Here is an 18,275-nt window from a genome sequence, read left to right on the forward strand (position 1 = left end):
GAAGTAATACAAGTTAAATGCTAACTGACATCCTCTGAACAATAGTGCGCCTAACAGGACTCGAACCTGCACGATTGGAATCACTAGATCCTAAGTCTAGCGCGTCTACCAGTTCCGCCACAGGCGCTTTATGAGCGGCAAAGTTATGTGTTTTTTTTAGAACACCAAATATTTTCTAATTTCCGTATTCAAAGTACAAACTCTATTAGTCAGAAAGTTAGCAGGTTATTAGCTTTCTCGAAATATTCAAAAATGAACAGGTGAGCCAGATAGGAAACGGAAAAAGGTTAGGGAGAAATGTTTTATTTTTGCTGAGCTTTCGAAAGTAATGGTCTATATACCGTGAATATATTTAAAATAACGGCTTATATACTAAGGATGATAGATGATATATTGTAGAATGACGGCTTACATAAACCAAATTGTGGATGATAAGCCAAGTAAAATGTTCTAGGAGCTATGCAGAAATTTGCAGATTACATCGAAGAGATTGAAATTGATTCACTTTGGGGTGGAAAAAAGCACATCAGGTGGGAGCTGAACCGGCGAGTAAACATTCTCAGCGGGATAAACGGTGTGGGGAAGAGTACGATATTGAATAAGGTTGTGCGTGTTTTGTCGCAGGGTGGAGAATTTCCGAGTCATTTACTGAAAGGCGTACGATTGCGCGTGAATCCGGAAGATGCGCGTTGGATTAGATACGACATAATCCGCTCGTTCGACCGTCCGCTGCTCAACATGGAGAGCATTAGCAAGATAAATCTCAATTTGTCGACAGAGCTCGACTGGCAGCTCTTCCAGTTGCAGAGGAAATATTTGGATTATCAGGTGAATATCGGCAACCGAATCATCGCCACGTTACAAAGCGGAGCGGCCGACGCAGCTGAACAGGCGCAACGCATTTCGCATCCCAAGCGGTTGTTTCAGGATATTATCGACGACCTGTTCACCGATACCGGAAAGAAAATAATTCGATCGGAAAACGAGATTCGATTCACCCAAATCGGCGAAACTCTAATGCCCTATCAGCTTTCGAGTGGCGAAAAGCAGATGCTCGTGATTCTTCTAACTGTGTTGGTTGAAGACGGCCAGAGCTACGTGCTTTTCATGGACGAGCCCGAAGTGAGCCTCCATATCGAATGGCAGAAACGGCTCATCGACCTGATTCTCGACCTGAACCCTAACGTTCAAATCATATTGGCAACCCACAGTCCGGCCGTCATCATGAACGGATGGATGGACAGCGTCACCGAAGTGAGCGACATAACCGACAAATAGCCCAATGCCTAAACATTTACGCGACAACATTTCGTCGTACTACATCCAAGCCGCAAACCGATTGAACAGCAGAAAAGCCCGACAGAAAATCGTGGCCTATGTTGAATCATACGACGATATATTTTTCTGGCGAACCGTGCTCAGCGGTTTCGAAAACGAGCGAATATTCTTCGAGGTTATGCTTCCTTCCAAGCAATCGCTCACCCGCGGAAAAAAATCGGTGCTCATGAACCTCATCGCCGGAAACGCCGGACAAAATATGATTGCCTGCGTGGATGCCGACTATGATTATCTTCTCCAGAACACCACCCTCACCTCGCGCGAAGTGAACAACAATCCATTTGTTTTCCACACTTACGGATACTCTATCGAAAATTTCCAGTGCTACGCTCCGAGCCTCCACAATGTGGCCGTGGCCGTGACGCTGAACGACCATTCGATGTTCGATTTCCAGGCCTATCTCGAAGCCTACAGTCGCGCTATATTCCCACTTTTCGTATGGAACATTTGGTTCTACAGGCGCAACATTTACGCCCAATTCACGCTCACCAGCTTTAATCACATAATCGAGACAGGACATTTCACAATCGAGCGAAGCGAAGAAATTATCAATAAAGTTAGGCGAAAAGTACACCGTAAGATTCAGCAACTTCAAATCGAACATCCCGACGCCAAGCAAAGCTATCTGGAGCTGAAAGACGAACTCGTCGGCCTCGGCCTAACTCCATCGACAACCTATCTTTTCATCCAGGGTCATCACCTGTTCGACACAGTTGTTTTGCCCGCCCTCCGGAAAGTTTGCGACCTACTAATACGCGAGCGCGAAACCGAAATAAACATCAGCGCCAGTCACAACATCCAACGTCACAACGAGCTGTCGTGCTACGAGCGACGCATCGACGACCTCCTTTCCGCTCTTCGTCGCAACACGGCCTACACCTCCTGCGACTTGTTTCAGCGACTAACGGATGACATCCGCATCTTTCTCGACCGGAATTACGCCGCATCGGTCGAGATGCACTAAGAAAACAAGCTATAATCCTCCACATCGGTAGGTATCTACAGCGAATCTCTCCCGATACAGGTTATTTCTCACAAAAAAATCCGAATAAATTGTGTAAATCTAACGAAATTATACAAACGATTCACAGCGGCTATTCGATTTACACATTTTTATAAAAGCGATTCACGGCGGCTATTCGATTTACACATTTTTATAAAAGCGATTCACGGCGGCTATTCGATTTACGCATTTTTATAAAAACGATTCACGGCAGCTATTCGATTTACACATATTTATAAAAGCGATTCACGGCAGCTATTCGATTTACACATTTTTATAAAAGCGATTCACGGCGGCTATGTAATATAAATTATATTCTACAATAAACACGGATAGGCTGGATAATTTTCGGGAAAATTCCGTAGAACGTCACTTGCGACCAGGCATATTATCAACAATCTTGACCTGTCGACAGGAAATATCTCCCGACGACGACAATAATACAACCTATGCAATCTCGATTTAAGACAAACTCCCACTCGGCCGCCAGGCCGCATGTAGGGACAGACCCCGTGTCTGTCCGCACCCATCAGATAAGAGCAGAATATATCATGCGGGCGGTAGACAAAATTGGCATGGGGTATCGGACAGACACGGGGTCTGTCCCTACATGCGGCCTGGCGGCCGAGTGGGCACCCGCGACTGTCCGCCGCCCCGTCAGATAAGAGTAGGGACAGACCCCGTGTCTGTCCGCCCCCGTCAGATAAGAGCAGAATATATCATGCGGTCGGTAGACAGAATTGGCAAGAGATATTGGACAGACACGGGGTCTGTCCCTACATGCGGCCTGGCGGCCGAGTGGACAGACCCTATTTCATGATATTCAACGAGTAAGTGCAACGTGAGATTATACCGTATACAATATGCCGATTATTCTTCCTCGACGGCATATTCGGCCAACGCACGGAGGGGCGATCTGAGAACCTTATCCAAGGTAAATCCGAACTCTCCGGCAACCTGGCGTAGATTCTTTTCAAAGAAAAAGGCAATGCTGCCAACGGCCGAAATGGTTTGCAAGTCGGCCGTTCGATAGGCCAGGATGTTTCGACTGAAAAAAGCGCGAAAATTTTCGTTCACCAACTCGTTTACCTCCGGAATATCGCTGTGGCGGGAAACGAACGGCGATAATCCAGCCAAAAAACGGTTGGCCGACGGCTGACGATAAACCCGCTCGATAACGGCAGGATAACTTAACCCCTCTTCGTCCTCGAAAAGTTTGCGCACCCGGTCGGGAAGCAATCCTTTATACATCGCGTTGAGGAATATTCGCCCGAGCGACGCACCGCTACCCTCGTCGCCAAGAATATACCCAAGCGGCGGAACGTTGCTCTGAATCTGCCGCCCGTCGTAGAGACAGCTATTCGATCCGGTGCCAAGGATACACGCAATTCCGGCCCGTTTTCCAAGAAGTGCGCGAGCTGCACCGAGCAAATCGGTTTGCACCTCAATACTGGCATCGGGAAAGTTCACGCGGAGAGCTTCGGCCATACGTTCGGCGGCACCGGCAGTACATCCCGCACCGAAGAAAGCCACGCGAGCGATGGGAATATTAACGTTCGGGAGAAGTTCGCGGCGAAGAATATCGTCGATCGTCTCGGCCGACATGTGGACGGGGTTTATTCCCTGGGTTTTTATTACGATGGAATCTGAAATCTTTTCGAAAGCATCGGCAATCAGCCAATCGGTTTTGGTGCTTCCGCTGTCTGCAATAAGTGTCATAATGATGATTATTTGTGTCGGGAGGCAAAATTAGCAAAAAGGGGCTTAGCGCCCGTCGGCAGGGCGCTTCATCGGCAAATCGTTCTTATTATATTACCTTTGCGCCTACCAATTTCATAATCAATAAAAAGTAAAGACAGAAATGAAAGCATTCGTTTTTCCCGGACAGGGCTCGCAGTTCATCGGAATGGGCAAAGAGCTCTATGACAGGAATCCGCTGGCCGAAGAAATGTTCAATAAGGCCAACGATATTCTTGGTTTCAAAATAACCGATATTATGTTCGCCGGAACCGACGAGCAACTCAAAGAAACCAAAGTTACTCAACCGGCGGTGTTCATTCACAGCGTTGTTTCGGCGCTCTGCATGGGAGCCGATTTCAAACCGATGATGGCAGCGGGCCATTCGCTCGGCGAATTTTCGGCACTCGTCGCCGTTGGAGCATTGAGCTTCGAAGACGGATTGAAACTCGTTGCAGCCCGCGCCAACGCAATGCAGAAAGCTTGCGAAAAGAATCCGGGTACGATGGCAGCAATCATCGGATTGGCCGACGAAAAAGTGGTCGAAATCTGCGAAGAAGTGTCGAAGAGCGGCAAGATTGTCGTGGCAGCCAACTTCAATTGCCCCGGTCAGCTTGTCATTTCGGGTTCGCAAGAAGGCATCGACGCAGCTTGCGAAAAGATGAAAGCCGCCGGAGCTAAACGAGCCCTCCCGCTGAAAGTGGGTGGAGCATTCCACTCGCCGCTGATGCAACCAGCCAAAGACGAACTCCAGGCCGCCATCGAATCAACCAAATTCAAAGTGCCGAGCTGTCCGGTTTATCAAAACTTCGACTCACTTCCGCACAGTGTTCCCGAAGAAATCAAAGCTAATCTGATTGCACAACTAACGTCGAGCGTCAGATGGACAGAAAGCGTGCAACACATGATTGCAAACGGAGCAAACGAGTTCGTTGAATGCGGTCCTGGCAAAGCTCTGCAAGGAATGATTGGCCGAATCGACAGCTCGGTTAGCGTTCACGGAGCCGAATAAGACTCGCTATACGAATAAGAGAATCACATCTCCCCAATCTCCTTTATCCCAACTAGAAAACGGGCGGAGATTGGGGAGCATTGCATAAAGATTTATGAAGAAAAAACTAATCATCTACCAAACGTTCGTGCGCATCTTCGGCAACAGAAACCTCACACGGAAAGAATTCGGAACAATAGCCGAAAATGGCGTCGGCAAAATGAACGATTTCACGTCTGAAACGCTGAAACAAATTCGCGATTTCGGAGTAAACTGCATCTGGTTCACCGGAATTCTGCGGCATGCAACAACAACAGATTATTTCCGGTTCGGCATACCGTCGCAAAACCCACGAGTGGTGAAAGGAAGAGCCGGCTCGCCATATGCTATCGTCGATTATTACGACATCGACCCCGATCTGGCCGTAGATGTTTCAAAACGTATGCAAGAGTTCGAAGCGCTGGTGAAACGAACTCACGAAAAGGGAATGATGGTTGCCATAGACTTTGTGCCGAATCATGTAGCACGCCAGTATAAAAGCATCGCGAAGCCCGACGGAGTTAGCGACCTGGGCGAAAACGATGACTGCGGAAAACATTTCTCGGCCGAAAATAACTTCTACTACTGCCCGGGATGCGCACTCGACCTTTCAGACGTTCCGGTTGAAGAATATGCCCAAAACAGCGAACCCTACGAAGAATTCCCGGCACGATGCACAGGCAACGACCGCTTCGACGCTCACCCCGGGGCAAACGACTGGTTCGAAACCGTGAAACTCAACTACGGAGTAGATTATTGCGACGCCGGCGGACGAAGTAACCACTTCTCTCCCACCCCGGACACATGGCGAAAGATGACCGACATATTGCTCTTCTGGGCACAAAAGGGCGTCGACGTTTTCAGATGCGACATGGCCGAAATGGTTCCCACCGAGTTCTGGCAATATGCCAAACAGAAGGTGAAACAACAGTTCCCCGAAATAATCTTTGTCGGCGAGGTCTATAATCCCGCACAATACAGAGATTACATCGCCGCCGGATTCGACTATCTCTACGATAAAGTGGGGATGTATGACACTCTGCGAGACGTGATTTGCAACCACAGGCCAGCAACCGACATCACCTTCGCATGGCAACAAACTGACGACATTCGGTCAAACATGCTCTACTTTCTCGAGAATCACGACGAGCAACGAATCGCCTCAACCTTCTTCGCCAACGACCCCACCAAAGCCATTCCCGCAATGCTGGTGGCTGCACTGCTCGGCCCGAATCCGCTCATGATTTACGCCGGGCAGGAATATGGCGAACTCGGAATGGACAAAGAAGGATTCTCCGGCTGCGACGGCCGCTCTACAATCTTCGACTACTGGGCTCTCGAAAGCATCTACCGCGGCTACATAAACCGCCAACATCTCGTCAAAACCGCCCGCAACCTGGGCGTCATCTACAAGAATATTCTACGTATAGCCAACCGGAATATCATATCCGAAGGCCTGATGTACGACCTCATGTACGCCAATCCGCAAAGCACGCACTTCGACAGTCGGCACCTCTTCACCTTCATGCGTCGCAGAGACAACGAAACTCTATTAGTGGTTGCCAATTTTTCCGACCAAATTCAAGAAGCCGACATAATCATTCCTGCTCACGCTTTCGACTTCCTCGCACTTCCCGAAAGCGACGTAACGGCAACCGACCTGCTAACCTCTCGGAAGCAAACTCTCCGACTACGGCGCGACAAGTCAGTATCGCTCACTGTCCATCCTCACGACGGTTGCGTAATGAAGTTCTGAAATCTTTACTATTGATTCATGTCAATAAAACACTGAAATGCTCTGTTACACCCCGTTATGAGGCCATTTTGTAAATGAAACCTTATAGCCTGTCGGATATTTCCGTTACTTTTGCAACCAATCATTAACAAGATGTTATTCAAGAATTATTCTGATTTACAAACAATAGACATTAAGAAATTATGGTAGAAAAGAAATCAACTAGCGCAGTGAAGACAACAGCCAAGAAAGCATCATCCCAAAAGGCCATAAACATGGGCAACATGCTCAATGCCGAGAATGTGGGATTTAAAGCAGGCGATGTTTACAACGCACTCGCAGCAGCTAACAAAGCACTAACAGTGGCAGAGATTGCCAAAACCGCAGAAATCAGCATGGAAGAAGTACTTCTCGGAATCGGCTGGCTCCTGAAAGAGGGCAAAGTGAAAGACGAGGCAAACAAGATGACTCTCGCTTAATCAGAAGATTAAATTTTATATTATTAAACACGATTGGTCTGTATACGGTTAGAACGTATGCAGACCTTTTGTATTTCCCCCTACCCTATCCCAACTTTGGGAAAGCGTGCCTGAGATTTTATATGCGTTTCCCAACTCATCGGACGCTGGTATCATTATTTCTTTTATATGTTATGTGGAGGGGTAGACCAAATTGGCATGGGTGTCGGACAGACACGGGGTCTGTCCCTACATGCAGACGTGCTGCCCTAGTTGGTACCCGCGTATAATCCTTTGTTCATCCGTGAGTCTAGGCGGGTTCTTAAACCAGCCCCACGTATCATACGTGTAAAATCGTTGTATTACGAGTGCAGGAGTAAAACCAAATAGTTTGGATCTTGCGGAACTTCCGCGAGCATAAAACAAAACAGTTTGAGTGCCGCGGAACTTCCGCAAGTATAAAACAAAATGGTTTGAGCGCCGCGGAACTTCCGCAAACATAAAACAAAACAGTTTGAGCACGGCGGAACTTCCGCAAGCATAAAACAAAATGGTTTGAGTGCGGCGGAACTTCCGCAAGTATAAAACCAAATAGTTTGAGCGCCGCGGAACTTCCGCGAGCATAAAACAAAATGGTTTGAGCGCTACGGAACTTCCGCAAGCATAAAACAAAATGGTTTCGACGCTGCGGAACTTCCGCGAGCATAAAACAAAATGGTTTGAGCGCTGCGGAACTTCCGCAAGCATAAAACAAAATGGTTTGAGCGCGGCGGAACTTCCGCAAGCATAAAACCAATTATCAGAGCTTTTGAATTTCCTCCCAAATTCGTTGAACAGGGAACCCCATAACATTATAGTAGCTGCCATTGATGGAGGTTACGCCAATATAGCCTATCCATTCCTGAATACCGTAGGCACCGGCCTTGTCGAACGGTTTGTAGCGGGTAATGTAATGGTTGATTTCTTCGTTGGATAGCTGTTTGAAAGTTACGTCGGTGGTTACCGAGAAACTGCGCTGGCAGGAAACTGTTGTAAGACAAACGCCGGTGATAACCTGGTGAGTTCGCCCGCTGATAAGCCGTAACATTCGTGCCGCATCGTGGGCGTCGACAGGTTTACCGAGTACTTGATTGTCGACAATAACAACCGTATCGGCCGTTATGAGAAGGTCGTTTTCGACGAGCTTACCGGTATAAGGCTCGGCCTTCTCCACGGCAATGAATTGGGGCACGTCGCAAACTGGCAGATTCTTCGGAAACGATTCCGACACTCCAGGTAACACTCGCACCTCAAACTCAATATCAAGTCCGGAAAGTAATTCCCGACGGCGCGGCGACGCACTGGCCAGGATTATTCTATAGTTCTGTTTCACCACCCGAAAGCCTCGCTTGATGTCATCCATTTGCCCTGAGCGCGCAGAACTTGTTCTATTATGTCACGACCAACGCCATGTCCGCCGATACGGTCGCTCACGTAGTCCGACACGGCTTTGATATCTATGCACGCATCCTTCGGACAACAGGCGCATCCGGCACGTAGCATAATATCGCGGTCGGGAATGTCGTCGCCCACATATATCATCTCCTCCTCGAGCAACCCATATTTCTGCATCAATTCGTTCCAAACCTTGATTTTTCGAGAACAATTGAGAAAGATGTCCTTCACACCAAGATACTCGAACCTGCGGCGGATGTTTTCGTCGCGTGCGCCGGTTATTATGGCTATGTGCAAACCCAGTTTAACGGCCAGCTGAATTACATATCCGTCTTTCATATTCACAGTTCGGAGGGGTTCGCCGTCCGGGCCCATCGAAACAGTTTCGCCCGAGAGAACGCCGTCGACATCGAATACCACTGCGCGTATTTTCTTTAAGTCGTAATTAATCATGATTGTTGTTTTTTGTTTCGTTGATGAATGCTTGTCGACATTCGTTCGTATAAATCTTTGAGCCGCGAATCGCCGGACATAAGCTGGGCCTGCGAACGGATTATATTCTCGTCGAATCTCACGGCTGGCCCGGTTTGAGCCTTGTTAGGAGGAAGTCGATGAACCTTTGCGGCGGTTTCGTCGATGAGAGGAAGTAGCACGTCGAATGGAATATCGCGTTGTCCGAGGATTCCAGCCGCGATGTCATAACAATGATTCACAAAGTTGCACGCCCAAACGGCCGAGAGATGCAAATATCGCCGGTCGGCCGAATCCAGATGCCTGTGATTATGCGATATTCCGTCGGCCAGCAAATCGATTTCTCTTTCCACCTGCGCATCGCATCCTTCGATGAAGAGTGGCACGTTAGTAAACTCAATTTCGCGGCACTTGGAGAAAGTTTGCAGGGGGTAAAGAACTCCATATCGCTTCGCCATCCCCCGGAAACAATCCATCGGAGTCGAACCGGATGTGTGCAGCATTAGTCCATTTTCCCGTCCGTTGCACACCTCATGAATAATCTCGGTAAGTGCGGCGTCAGTCACGGCGAATATGTAAACATCGGCGTCGCGAACAATCATCTCTATGCAGTTCGTGTGCGATGCCCCCAATTTTTCGGCCAATTCAGCTGCAGCCTCTATCGTCCTACTATATACCTGAGTTATCTCGTGTCCTGCTCGTTGCAAAGCTCCTCCGATATGTGTTGCCAGATTCCCGGCTCCGATGAGAACTATTTTCATAATGGCGGCAAAATTAAGTAGACATCTGCTTAAAACTCCCATTATCTCATTTTAATGGCCTTTCGTATAAGCAACATTTAGTACTAGCACTTTCCGCAATCAGATACAAGACTCCCAGTAATTAGCGTTAACTGGAAGGCTATAAACAATAAAAGGCTTGTCTCACGACAAACCTATTTATTATACAAAAACATTATGAAATAATTTTATTTCGCGAACAAGATTTTCATTTGATAATTTGGAGCTCCTTCTTCTCCCAGATTTATACTCTCTATGCCTGCCTGCATAAACGACATTTCCGTTCGCAATAGCGTTCGCATTGCACGCGAATGTCGTAGCCTAGCATTGCGCCGAGAATAAAGTCTTCTTCAGGAGTAAGCTTGTTCAAAGGTTTCGTAACTATAAGCTGAATCGCGTTAAGACATTCCTGCCTGCCAAAAAACAAGTTTAAACAGGTTTCGCCTACGGGTTGCGTTAGGTAGGGAATATTTTGGCGATCAAGCCTTGCTTTCACGGATGATTCATACCTCTTGTTGAAAGTGTAAAGAACCATTTGCCTGACACCTTTCTTGAATTCATAGATATGGTTCATAAGAACTTTCATATCTGCTGAGAGCATCATTTCCGTATCCATAAGCTACGAGCTTGAAAAAGGGAGCCTCTCGATATTCGTCTTAGAGCTGAGCTTTGATGCTCTCAATCCAAGAGTCTATGCGACCTTCGGTTTTGTCTTCTTCGTTCACGTCGTCGAGGGCAAGACCAACGAAGTTTCCGTCAATAACGGCGTCGCTGTCATCGAATGTGTAGTCTGAGGTCGACACGCCGGGGAGGATATTTGCGCCTTGAGCTGCATCATAGATTTCCTTCATTGCTCCACAGAATGTGTCGGAGTAGGATTCGCAGTCGCCACAACCGAACAGAGCAACAGTTTTGCCTGTGAGGTCGGCTTCTTTGAGCACGTTTATTCCGTCATACCAATCGTCTTGCAACTCGCCTGCACCCCATGTAGAGGTTCCAAGAATCAAGTTGTCGTTGTTGGCAACGGTATCGGCATTGAAATCCGAAACGTTGATTACTTCTGCACCAAGTTTGCTTCCAATGGTATTTGCGATGTTTTCGCAAGTTCCGGTTGATGAACCGTAAACTACAATTGTTTTCTTCATATTCCTAAGTAATTGACTTTATTTCTGATTTAACATTTGCAAAGGTAACTGGGCGCATTCTTTCTCACAATACCTAAATGTAGGGTGTACCTCAAAATACCTACTATTAAGTAGAAGTAACTTTCATCTCTTTATGAATTTTCGATGGGCACGAATGTATATTCCAGGCGAAAGGCTCTCTGCATCGAGCCCCACGAATCGTCCGTCGAGCAAATAGATTGCATTCGAACTCGATGATTCGGACTCTACCTCTTCAATTCCAGCAGCGGATAACTTCAGAACCTCTTTCAATCCGGCGAGAACATCAATTTGTCCATAGCCATATCGGTTGTTGGGATAATTGGCTACACTGTCATTATGAGTACTCGTGCGTGCGAATATTGCTCGGCAATCGGCCGCTGTGAGCTTCGGATATGCCTCGAGCCACAAAGCAATAGCACCTGCCACAATAGGTGTCGACATGGATGTACCGCTATTTGCATTCCATGCATAGGTGCGATTGTTGAGTTGAAAATGGCGCACATCGCTCGCTATCAGTGCACCGTTGTTTGCAGGATTCATCACAAAGTGAGAGCTGTAGGCTGATATTATATTATGCCCAGGTGCAACCACTTCAGGCTTCAATCGACCATCGCGACTTGGTCCGGTACTCGAATAGTAAGTCAACCTACCGTCCTTTCCTGAGTTATAAATCTTTCTTTCGCCCAAATAATTAACGAATTCCGTACGATATGCCGTGGCCCCGACAGCAATAACCGACGGTGCACTGGCCGGGGTATGAACACTTTGCGAAACATCACCATCCACAAGTGCAGGGTTAAGATCGCGTGGCGTGAGATAACCTCTCATTCTGTACACCTCCACATCTGCGTCTGTACCAACTATTTCAAAAGATGCAAACACGTCGTGACCTAACGATGGACTGGAGGATATAATGAAATCATAGGCCGTTCGCGACAAGTCATAGCACGATGGATAGGCCGACACTTTAACGATATATTGACGACCGCCTACAAGTAGAGTATCGCACAGCAACGAGTCGGTACTCGCAACTATTCGTTCGGTTGGAATCGTAAAAATGGTCGGATTATGTTTGTCATTATAGACTGCCACCCGAAATACAAATTCATCGGCCGATAAAGCCGTGAGAGATACCTTATCAGGATTACCTAGCAAAAAATTACCCGCACTCTCCCGACCACGTTCTTTATGGAGATGGTTAATGAATTCACCTTCGTTACCTGCCGATGCCACAATAATTCTTCCAGGCCCGGTGAGTGAGTCGAGTACCTCGTTGATTAGCATTTCTTCATTGGTAAATCCTTGCGGTGAACCTTCGCTGAAGTTAATTACACATGGTTTAGAAACACTCCGAGCGTAGTCGAAAATATATTTAAATCCGAGCAAGTCGGTTGCATAAGTATATTTATAATATAAGGTAGGATCGATGAACCTAGCGTTATCGCTCGTTACATTGGCCACCAAGCAGATATCAGCCTCGGGCGCCATACCTCTATAATTTGATACGACTCCAGGAGCTTCGACTCCACTTCCAGCAGCTATTCCAGCCGTGTGTGTCCCGTGAGCCTCTGTCTGTCCGTCGCGCGAACATCCTATAATTTCTAGAGCCTTCTGTCCCACATAATCGCGCCCCACACATAGCCTACTGCCTAGGGTATCGGTCGACAACTGGTCCCACATTGCCACGATTCTATTACGCCTCATATCAATCGTGTAAAACGTTGGATGCGTAAGATCGAATCCAATGTCCTGCACACCAATCACGACTCCCCTGCCAGTATATTCATGGGGTAAATTCATGCCGCTATTCACTGCCTCGGCGTTCACTAGAAACCGAGTCGTATCCATATGTACTGATGCAAAATGGCCTGTCTCAATGCGTTTCACTTCCTCGCTATTTGACATCTGGGCAAGATTATTCAGTGGAATCATAGTGACATAAATATCTCCGAATTTGGCCATGATTTCGCAACCATATTCTTTTAGTGTATTCTCGCTCGTCGCACGTACCAAAGCCGTGAGCAAAGCCGTTCTATCATTAGTTTCATTTCTAAATTGAGCTTTCGTCTTGTTGCCATAAGTTTCTATAGCCGCCTCACGCACCAGTGCCGACATCTTCCATAATACAGGCTTCTGGCCGATAATCTCAAGAGTTTGCACAAGTAAGACTAAAAGAACCCCTCCGATTCTAATACAATCTATTAACCTCTTCATAAATCATATATTGATTTTCAGCGTACAAATAAAAATAATTTAAACGATATATCAAACTCACATCTCCATCACTCTCCGAACAAATAGAGAGAATATTCATCGCCCTGACAAGAGGTGTCTAAATATTTATTTGAAAAGCTTCACGATGTAAATGCGGAACAGTGCTCTATTGTATACATTTAATTTTGAACATCTTGCTACCTTTGCGCACATGCGATTAGAAAGGCTTTCTATCATTAATTATAAGAATATTCAGGCTACAAATCTGACTCTTTCTCCCAAGATGAACTGCTTCATCGGACATAATGGCGCCGGCAAGACCAATTTGCTTGACGTTATTTATTATTTGTCATTCTGCCGGAGTGCATTCAATTCGAAAGATTCGGAGGTAATACGACACGAAAGCGATTTCTTCATGCTTGAGGGCGATTATGCTGCCGACGATGATACACACGAGCAAATTTATTGCGGGATGAAGCGGGGCACAAAAAAACATTTTAAACGGAACAAGAAAGAATATAAACGACTCTCGGAACACATCGGATTGATTCCATTGACGTTTGTTTCGCCAGCTGACATCTCTGTTATAGAAGGTGGAAGCGATGAACGACGCAAATTGATGGACGTTGTGATTGCACAATACGACCGTACCTACCTCGACTCGCTCACATTATATAACAAAGTGCTTCAACAACGCAATAGTTTACTGAAACAAGAGGACGAGCCAGACCTTACGCTCATGGAGCTACTCGAAATGCAGATGGCGGAGCATGGCGAAAAGGTATTTACCAAACGGGATGCATTTGTGAAAGAGCTCATCCCGATGTTCGAGGAGATTTATGCAACGATTTCATCAAGTAATGAGCGTGTTTCATTAGGATATTCGTCACATTGTCAACGCGGACCGCTATTGGAAGTGATTCAACGAGACAGGATGAAGGACCGCATCATGGGATACTCGCTACATGGAATCCATAAGGATGATCTGCAGATGGAGCTGGGTGGATTTCCGATAAAACGAGAGGGCAGTCAGGGTCAGAGCAAGTCGTTTGTGCTTGCGCTGAAACTCGCACAGTTCAAATACCTGCAACGCACAGCTCAGGACAACACCCCATTACTATTGTTAGATGATATTTTTGACAAACTCGACGCCTCACGAGTAGAACAGATTGTGAGATTGGTTTCGACCGACAACTTCGGACAGATTTTCATTACCGACACCAACCGCGAACATCTAGACAAGATTCTCGAGAATTCCAATTTCGACTATAAACTCTTTGCTGTCGAGGGCGGCGAAGTCACAGAAAGGGGTCAGACCGATGTTCAGACGTAAGGTTCAACCGCTATCTGCGCTCATAAACCAGTTTCTGCGGCAAGAGGGATTGGAAACTCCGCTGCTGCAAAAACGCCTACTCGATGCGTGGGCCGAGGTTATGGGTGCGACGATAGACGGATACACTGCCGAAAAGACAATTCGGAATCAAACGCTTTTCGTTAAGCTCACCAGCCCGGCTTTACGAGCTGATCTCAGCATGATGCGCACCGAATTGATTAAGAAACTCAACTCCAAAGTAGGGGCGATGATAATTACCGACATACGATTTTACTAAGAATAAAGATTAATACATTTCAAGATTATGACACTCTATCCAAAGCTAATCACCGATGTGTTGAAACAGGTGATTTATCCAGGAACGAAGAAAAGCATCATCGAGAGCGAAATGTTGGCCGACGATGTGCGAATAGACGGACAGAAGGTTAGCTTCACATTGATTTTCCCGCGGGAAACCGATCCGTTTCTCAAGTCGACGCTCAAGGCTGTCGAAGCCCAACTCCACTATTCATTGGGTAAGGACATCGAGGTGAGCATCAATACGGAGTTCAGATCGGCTCCCCGTCCGGAGGTAGGAAAACTACTTCCGGAGGTAAAGAACATCATAGCTGTGAGTTCCGGGAAGGGCGGCGTGGGTAAAAGCACAGTGGCTGCGAACCTGGCGATAGCTCTAGCGCGATTGGGATACAAGGTTGGGCTGCTGGACACAGACATTTTCGGTCCGAGCATGCCAAAAATGTTCGGGGTGGAAACCGAACGCCCTTATGCAGTCGAAAAAAACGGTCGGCAGCTCATCGAACCGCTCGAGAAGTATGGAGTAAAGCTGCTGTCGATAGGCTTTTTTGTTAATCCGGACACGGCCACACTATGGCGCGGCAGCATGGCGTCAAATGCACTTAAGCAACTCATTGCCGACGCCGACTGGGGAGAGCTCGACTATTTCATTCTCGACACGCCCCCAGGCACGAGCGACATTCATCTAACCCTTTTGCAGACGCTTGCGATAACCGGCGCCGTAATTGTATCCACCCCGCAGGCAGTGGCGCTAGCCGATGCGCGAAAAGGGGTTGATATGTATCGCAATGAGAAGGTCAACGTGCCAATTCTTGGGCTGGTTGAAAACATGGCATGGTTCACTCCGGCCGAACTCCCGGAAAACAAATACTACATCTTCGGTCAGAACGGCTGCAAGAATCTCGCCAAGGAATTAGATTGTCCATTATTGGCCCAAATCCCTATTGTTCAGAGCATCAGGGAGAGTGGCGACAATGGTCAGCCATCGGCTGCGCAAGTCGATTCTGTATCGGGACAAGCATTTATAAACCTTGCGCAGGCGGTTATAACGGTTGTAAACCGGCGAAACAAGGAGAAAGCCCCAACAAAAATTGTCGAAATAAAGAAATGACTCATCAGCCCGACATGGAAAAGAAACTCCGTCTTCTCTTCATTTGCCTAGGCAACATTTGTCGTTCGCCGGCAGCCAATGCCGTTATGCAAAAGTTGGTCGATGAGACTGGCAAAACCAACAAATACTTCATAGATTCAGCCGGAATAGGAGCGTGGCACATTGGACAACTGCCCGACAAGCGAATGCGACAGCATGCACAGTTGCGCGGATATAACGTGAACCATATTGCACGACAGTTCAACGCTGCACACGACTTCGATTCGTTCGATTACATCATCGTTATGGACGAAGAAAACTATGAAGACATAAGCACCCGAGCCCGTTCGGAAGCCGATATGAATAAGGTTTTAAGGATGGCAAGCTTCCTAAAAGCCTATCCGAACGACTCTTTTATTCCCGACCCCTACTACAGTGGCGCCGAAGGTTTTGAACACGTACTCGATTTACTGGAGGATGCCTGCGCCGAATTGCTTCGCAAACTCGAAAAGCAATGATTAAAAGAATTCGGCAATGGCTCAAGAAGCTGTCGTTCCGCACAGGCGTAATTGTATTATTAACTTGCATTCCATTCTATATCATTTCGTTTGCCCAGATGCTTCTTCCGCTATCTACGCCAACCAAAGGCATTCTTTGGACGGTGTTTTTCGGCATGGCGAAAATTTTCCAGTATGGCGGATTGACCATCCTGGGTACGGAAGGATATAAACGAGTGAAAGAACACATAAAGAATAAACGAAAAACCAATTAATTTTTTTAGTTATGATACAGGAATATATCAATGAGAACAAAGAACGAATGCTTGAAGAACTTTTTAGTCTCATTCGCATTCCAAGTGTAAGTGCCCAACCAGACAAGCACCGTCCAGACATGATGCGGTGTGCTCAACGATGGCAAGAGTTGTTAACCGCTGCGGGCGTCGACAGAACGGAGATAATGCCCACGGCCGGGAATCCGATTGTTTATGCCGAGAAGATGGTAAACCCGTCTGCAAAAACAATTCTAGTATATGGTCACTACGACGTTATGCCAGCCGAGCCGTTTGAATTATGGAAAAGCCAACCATTCGAACCGGAAGTTCGCGATGGACATATCTGGGCACGTGGAGCCGACGACGATAAAGGACAGTCATTTATTCAAGCGAAAGCCTTTGAATACATAGTCAAACATGATTTGCTTCGCCACAACGTTAAATTCATTCTCGAAGGCGAGGAAGAAATCGGTTCACCAAGCCTAAGCGCTTTCTGCGAAGAGCACAAAGACTTATTGAAGTGCGACGTAATACTGGTTTCAGATACAAGTATGCTCGCCGCCGACCTGCCATCGCTCACAACAGGATTGCGAGGATTGGCCTACTGGCAAATCGAAGTCACCGGTCCGAACCACGACTTACATTCAGGCCACTTCGGCGGAGCGGTTGCCAACCCAATTAACGTTCTATGCAAGCTCATTGCCGACGTAACCGGTAAGGACGGTAAGATAACCATTCCAGGATTCTACGACAACGTTGAAGAAGTTCCCGAAAACGAAAGACGTATGGTTGAACAAATACCGTTTGATGAAGAGAAATACAAACAGTCGCTTGGAATCGATGAGCTTTTCGGTGAGGAAGGCTACAACACAATTGAGCGCAACGGCTTCCGACCCTGTTTCGACGTCTGCGGAATCTGGGGAGGCTATACCGGAGAGGGTTCAAAAACCGTCATACCATCGAAAGCATATGCCAAACTTTCGTGCAGACTAGTTCCGCACCAGAATCATAATGAAATAGGACAGTTAGTTGTCGACTATTTCAAACGCGTTGCCCCTAAAACCGTTAAAGTCGATATCCAATCTTTGCACGGCGGAGAAGGATATGTTTGCCCAATCGACATGCCGGCCTACAAGGCGGCCGAACGTGGTTTTGAAAAAGCATTCGGACGTCGTCCGCTGCCTGTCCGCCGTGGTGGAAGTATTCCAATTATTTCGACTTTCGAGCGAATTCTTGGAGTGAAAACCGTACTAATGGGCTTCGGACTGGAATCGAATGCCATCCATTCGCCAAACGAAAATATGCCGCTTAAGTTGATATGGAAAGGTATAGACGCCGTTGTAAACTTCCATCTGGAGTACGACAAGGATTAATGCAGTAACCGGAAAGTTTATACCATATTATAAAAAAAGCAAAGAGGG

The 18,275-nt window shown here is 47.1% G+C and carries 18 protein-coding genes and 1 tRNA gene; 11 read left to right on the forward strand and 8 right to left on the reverse strand.

All coding sequences use genetic code 11. From position 1 onward, the window contains the following. Positions 1-45: 45 nt before the first annotated feature. Positions 46-127, reverse strand: a tRNA-Leu gene (locus HMPREF9140_RS06350). A 332-nt stretch (positions 128-459) separates the two neighbouring features. On the opposite strand from HMPREF9140_RS06350, the gene HMPREF9140_RS06355 reads away from it, so the two are divergent. Together HMPREF9140_RS06355 and HMPREF9140_RS06360 are read left to right on the forward strand one after the other, a co-directional pair. Further along, positions 460-1,278, forward strand: a complete 819-nt coding sequence (locus tag HMPREF9140_RS06355; RefSeq protein WP_006952724.1) for an AAA family ATPase — start codon at positions 460-462, stop codon at positions 1,276-1,278. A 4-nt stretch (positions 1,279-1,282) separates the two neighbouring features. Continuing rightward, positions 1,283-2,302 (forward strand): DUF4435 domain-containing protein, encoded by a 1,020-nt coding sequence (locus HMPREF9140_RS06360; protein ID WP_006952727.1) that lies wholly within the window; start codon positions 1,283-1,285, stop codon positions 2,300-2,302. A 909-nt stretch (positions 2,303-3,211) separates the two neighbouring features. Here HMPREF9140_RS06360 and HMPREF9140_RS06365 read toward each other — a convergent pair. After that, positions 3,212-4,060 (reverse strand): hypothetical protein, encoded by an 849-nt coding sequence (locus HMPREF9140_RS06365; protein WP_006952730.1) that lies wholly within the window; start codon positions 4,058-4,060, stop codon positions 3,212-3,214. A gap of 142 nt (positions 4,061-4,202) precedes the next feature. Here HMPREF9140_RS06365 and fabD point away from each other — a divergent pair, with 142 nt between their 5' ends. From fabD to HMPREF9140_RS06380, 3 genes are all read left to right on the forward strand, one after another. After that, on the forward strand, positions 4,203-5,090 hold the full coding sequence (fabD, locus tag HMPREF9140_RS06370) for an ACP S-malonyltransferase (RefSeq protein ID WP_006952731.1): 888 nt from the start codon (positions 4,203-4,205) through the stop codon (positions 5,088-5,090). A 94-nt stretch (positions 5,091-5,184) separates the two neighbouring features. Continuing rightward, entirely contained in the window at positions 5,185-6,864 is a 1,680-nt protein-coding gene (locus HMPREF9140_RS06375) for an alpha-amylase family glycosyl hydrolase (RefSeq protein WP_006952739.1), read from the forward strand. Between the two features lie 182 nt (positions 6,865-7,046). Beyond that, complete coding sequence (locus HMPREF9140_RS06380) at positions 7,047-7,322, forward strand: winged helix-turn-helix domain-containing protein (protein WP_006952741.1); 276 nt, start codon at positions 7,047-7,049, stop codon at positions 7,320-7,322. Between the two features lie 778 nt (positions 7,323-8,100). Here the strand turns inward: HMPREF9140_RS06380 and HMPREF9140_RS06385 are convergent. The 6 genes from HMPREF9140_RS06385 to HMPREF9140_RS06410 all read right to left on the reverse strand — a co-directional run bounded on the left by HMPREF9140_RS06385 (position 8,101) and on the right by HMPREF9140_RS06410 (position 13,365). After that, the gene (locus HMPREF9140_RS06385; RefSeq protein WP_006952743.1) at positions 8,101-8,703 is read right to left on the reverse strand and encodes a Maf-like protein; all 603 of its coding nucleotides are present in this window, start codon (positions 8,701-8,703) and stop codon (positions 8,101-8,103) included. Then, positions 8,670-9,188: a KdsC family phosphatase gene (locus HMPREF9140_RS06390; RefSeq protein ID WP_006952744.1), complete on the reverse strand. Its 519-nt coding sequence runs from the start codon at positions 9,186-9,188 to the stop codon at positions 8,670-8,672. The genes HMPREF9140_RS06385 and HMPREF9140_RS06390 overlap by 34 nt, the downstream gene beginning before the upstream one ends. Then, complete coding sequence (locus HMPREF9140_RS06395; RefSeq protein ID WP_018571877.1) at positions 9,185-9,967, reverse strand: Rossmann-like and DUF2520 domain-containing protein; 783 nt, start codon at positions 9,965-9,967, stop codon at positions 9,185-9,187. Before HMPREF9140_RS06395 ends, HMPREF9140_RS06390 begins: the two co-directional genes overlap by 4 nt. 271 nt (positions 9,968-10,238) lie before the next feature. Continuing rightward, positions 10,239-10,589: a DUF2023 family protein gene (locus HMPREF9140_RS06400; RefSeq protein WP_018571876.1), complete on the reverse strand. Its 351-nt coding sequence runs from the start codon at positions 10,587-10,589 to the stop codon at positions 10,239-10,241. Between the two features lie 52 nt (positions 10,590-10,641). Then, positions 10,642-11,130: a flavodoxin FldA gene (gene fldA, locus HMPREF9140_RS06405; protein WP_006952748.1), complete on the reverse strand. Its 489-nt coding sequence runs from the start codon at positions 11,128-11,130 to the stop codon at positions 10,642-10,644. A gap of 123 nt (positions 11,131-11,253) precedes the next feature. After that, positions 11,254-13,365, reverse strand: a complete 2,112-nt coding sequence (locus HMPREF9140_RS06410; RefSeq protein WP_006952749.1) for a S8 family serine peptidase — start codon at positions 13,363-13,365, stop codon at positions 11,254-11,256. Between the two features lie 211 nt (positions 13,366-13,576). On the opposite strand from HMPREF9140_RS06410, the gene recF reads away from it, so the two are divergent. From recF to HMPREF9140_RS06440, 6 genes are read left to right on the forward strand one after another with little or no spacing between them, the layout of a single operon-like run. Further along, positions 13,577-14,698: a DNA replication/repair protein RecF gene (gene recF, locus HMPREF9140_RS06415; RefSeq protein ID WP_018571874.1), complete on the forward strand. Its 1,122-nt coding sequence runs from the start codon at positions 13,577-13,579 to the stop codon at positions 14,696-14,698. After that, entirely contained in the window at positions 14,685-14,975 is a 291-nt protein-coding gene (locus HMPREF9140_RS06420; protein ID WP_006952752.1) for a DUF721 domain-containing protein, read from the forward strand. Before recF ends, HMPREF9140_RS06420 begins: the two co-directional genes overlap by 14 nt. Positions 14,976-15,002: 27 nt before the next feature. Further along, positions 15,003-16,103, forward strand: coding sequence for an Mrp/NBP35 family ATP-binding protein (locus HMPREF9140_RS06425; protein ID WP_006952758.1), 1,101 nt, complete (start codon positions 15,003-15,005; stop codon positions 16,101-16,103). Then, complete coding sequence (locus HMPREF9140_RS06430; protein ID WP_006952759.1) at positions 16,100-16,600, forward strand: low molecular weight protein-tyrosine-phosphatase; 501 nt, start codon at positions 16,100-16,102, stop codon at positions 16,598-16,600. The genes HMPREF9140_RS06425 and HMPREF9140_RS06430 overlap by 4 nt, the downstream gene beginning before the upstream one ends. Next, positions 16,597-16,854 carry a hypothetical protein gene (locus HMPREF9140_RS06435; RefSeq protein WP_006952761.1) on the forward strand — a complete coding sequence of 86 codons (258 nt, stop codon included), beginning with the start codon at positions 16,597-16,599 and terminating at the stop codon, positions 16,852-16,854. The genes HMPREF9140_RS06430 and HMPREF9140_RS06435 overlap by 4 nt, the downstream gene beginning before the upstream one ends. Before the next feature lie 11 nt (positions 16,855-16,865). Further along, positions 16,866-18,227: a dipeptidase gene (locus HMPREF9140_RS06440; protein WP_006952763.1), complete on the forward strand. Its 1,362-nt coding sequence runs from the start codon at positions 16,866-16,868 to the stop codon at positions 18,225-18,227. Positions 18,228-18,275 lie beyond the last annotated feature (48 nt).

It is taken from the genome of Prevotella micans F0438 (genome assembly GCF_000243035.1).
In the GTDB taxonomy this organism is placed as follows: Bacteria; Bacteroidota; Bacteroidia; order Bacteroidales; family Bacteroidaceae; genus Prevotella; species Prevotella micans.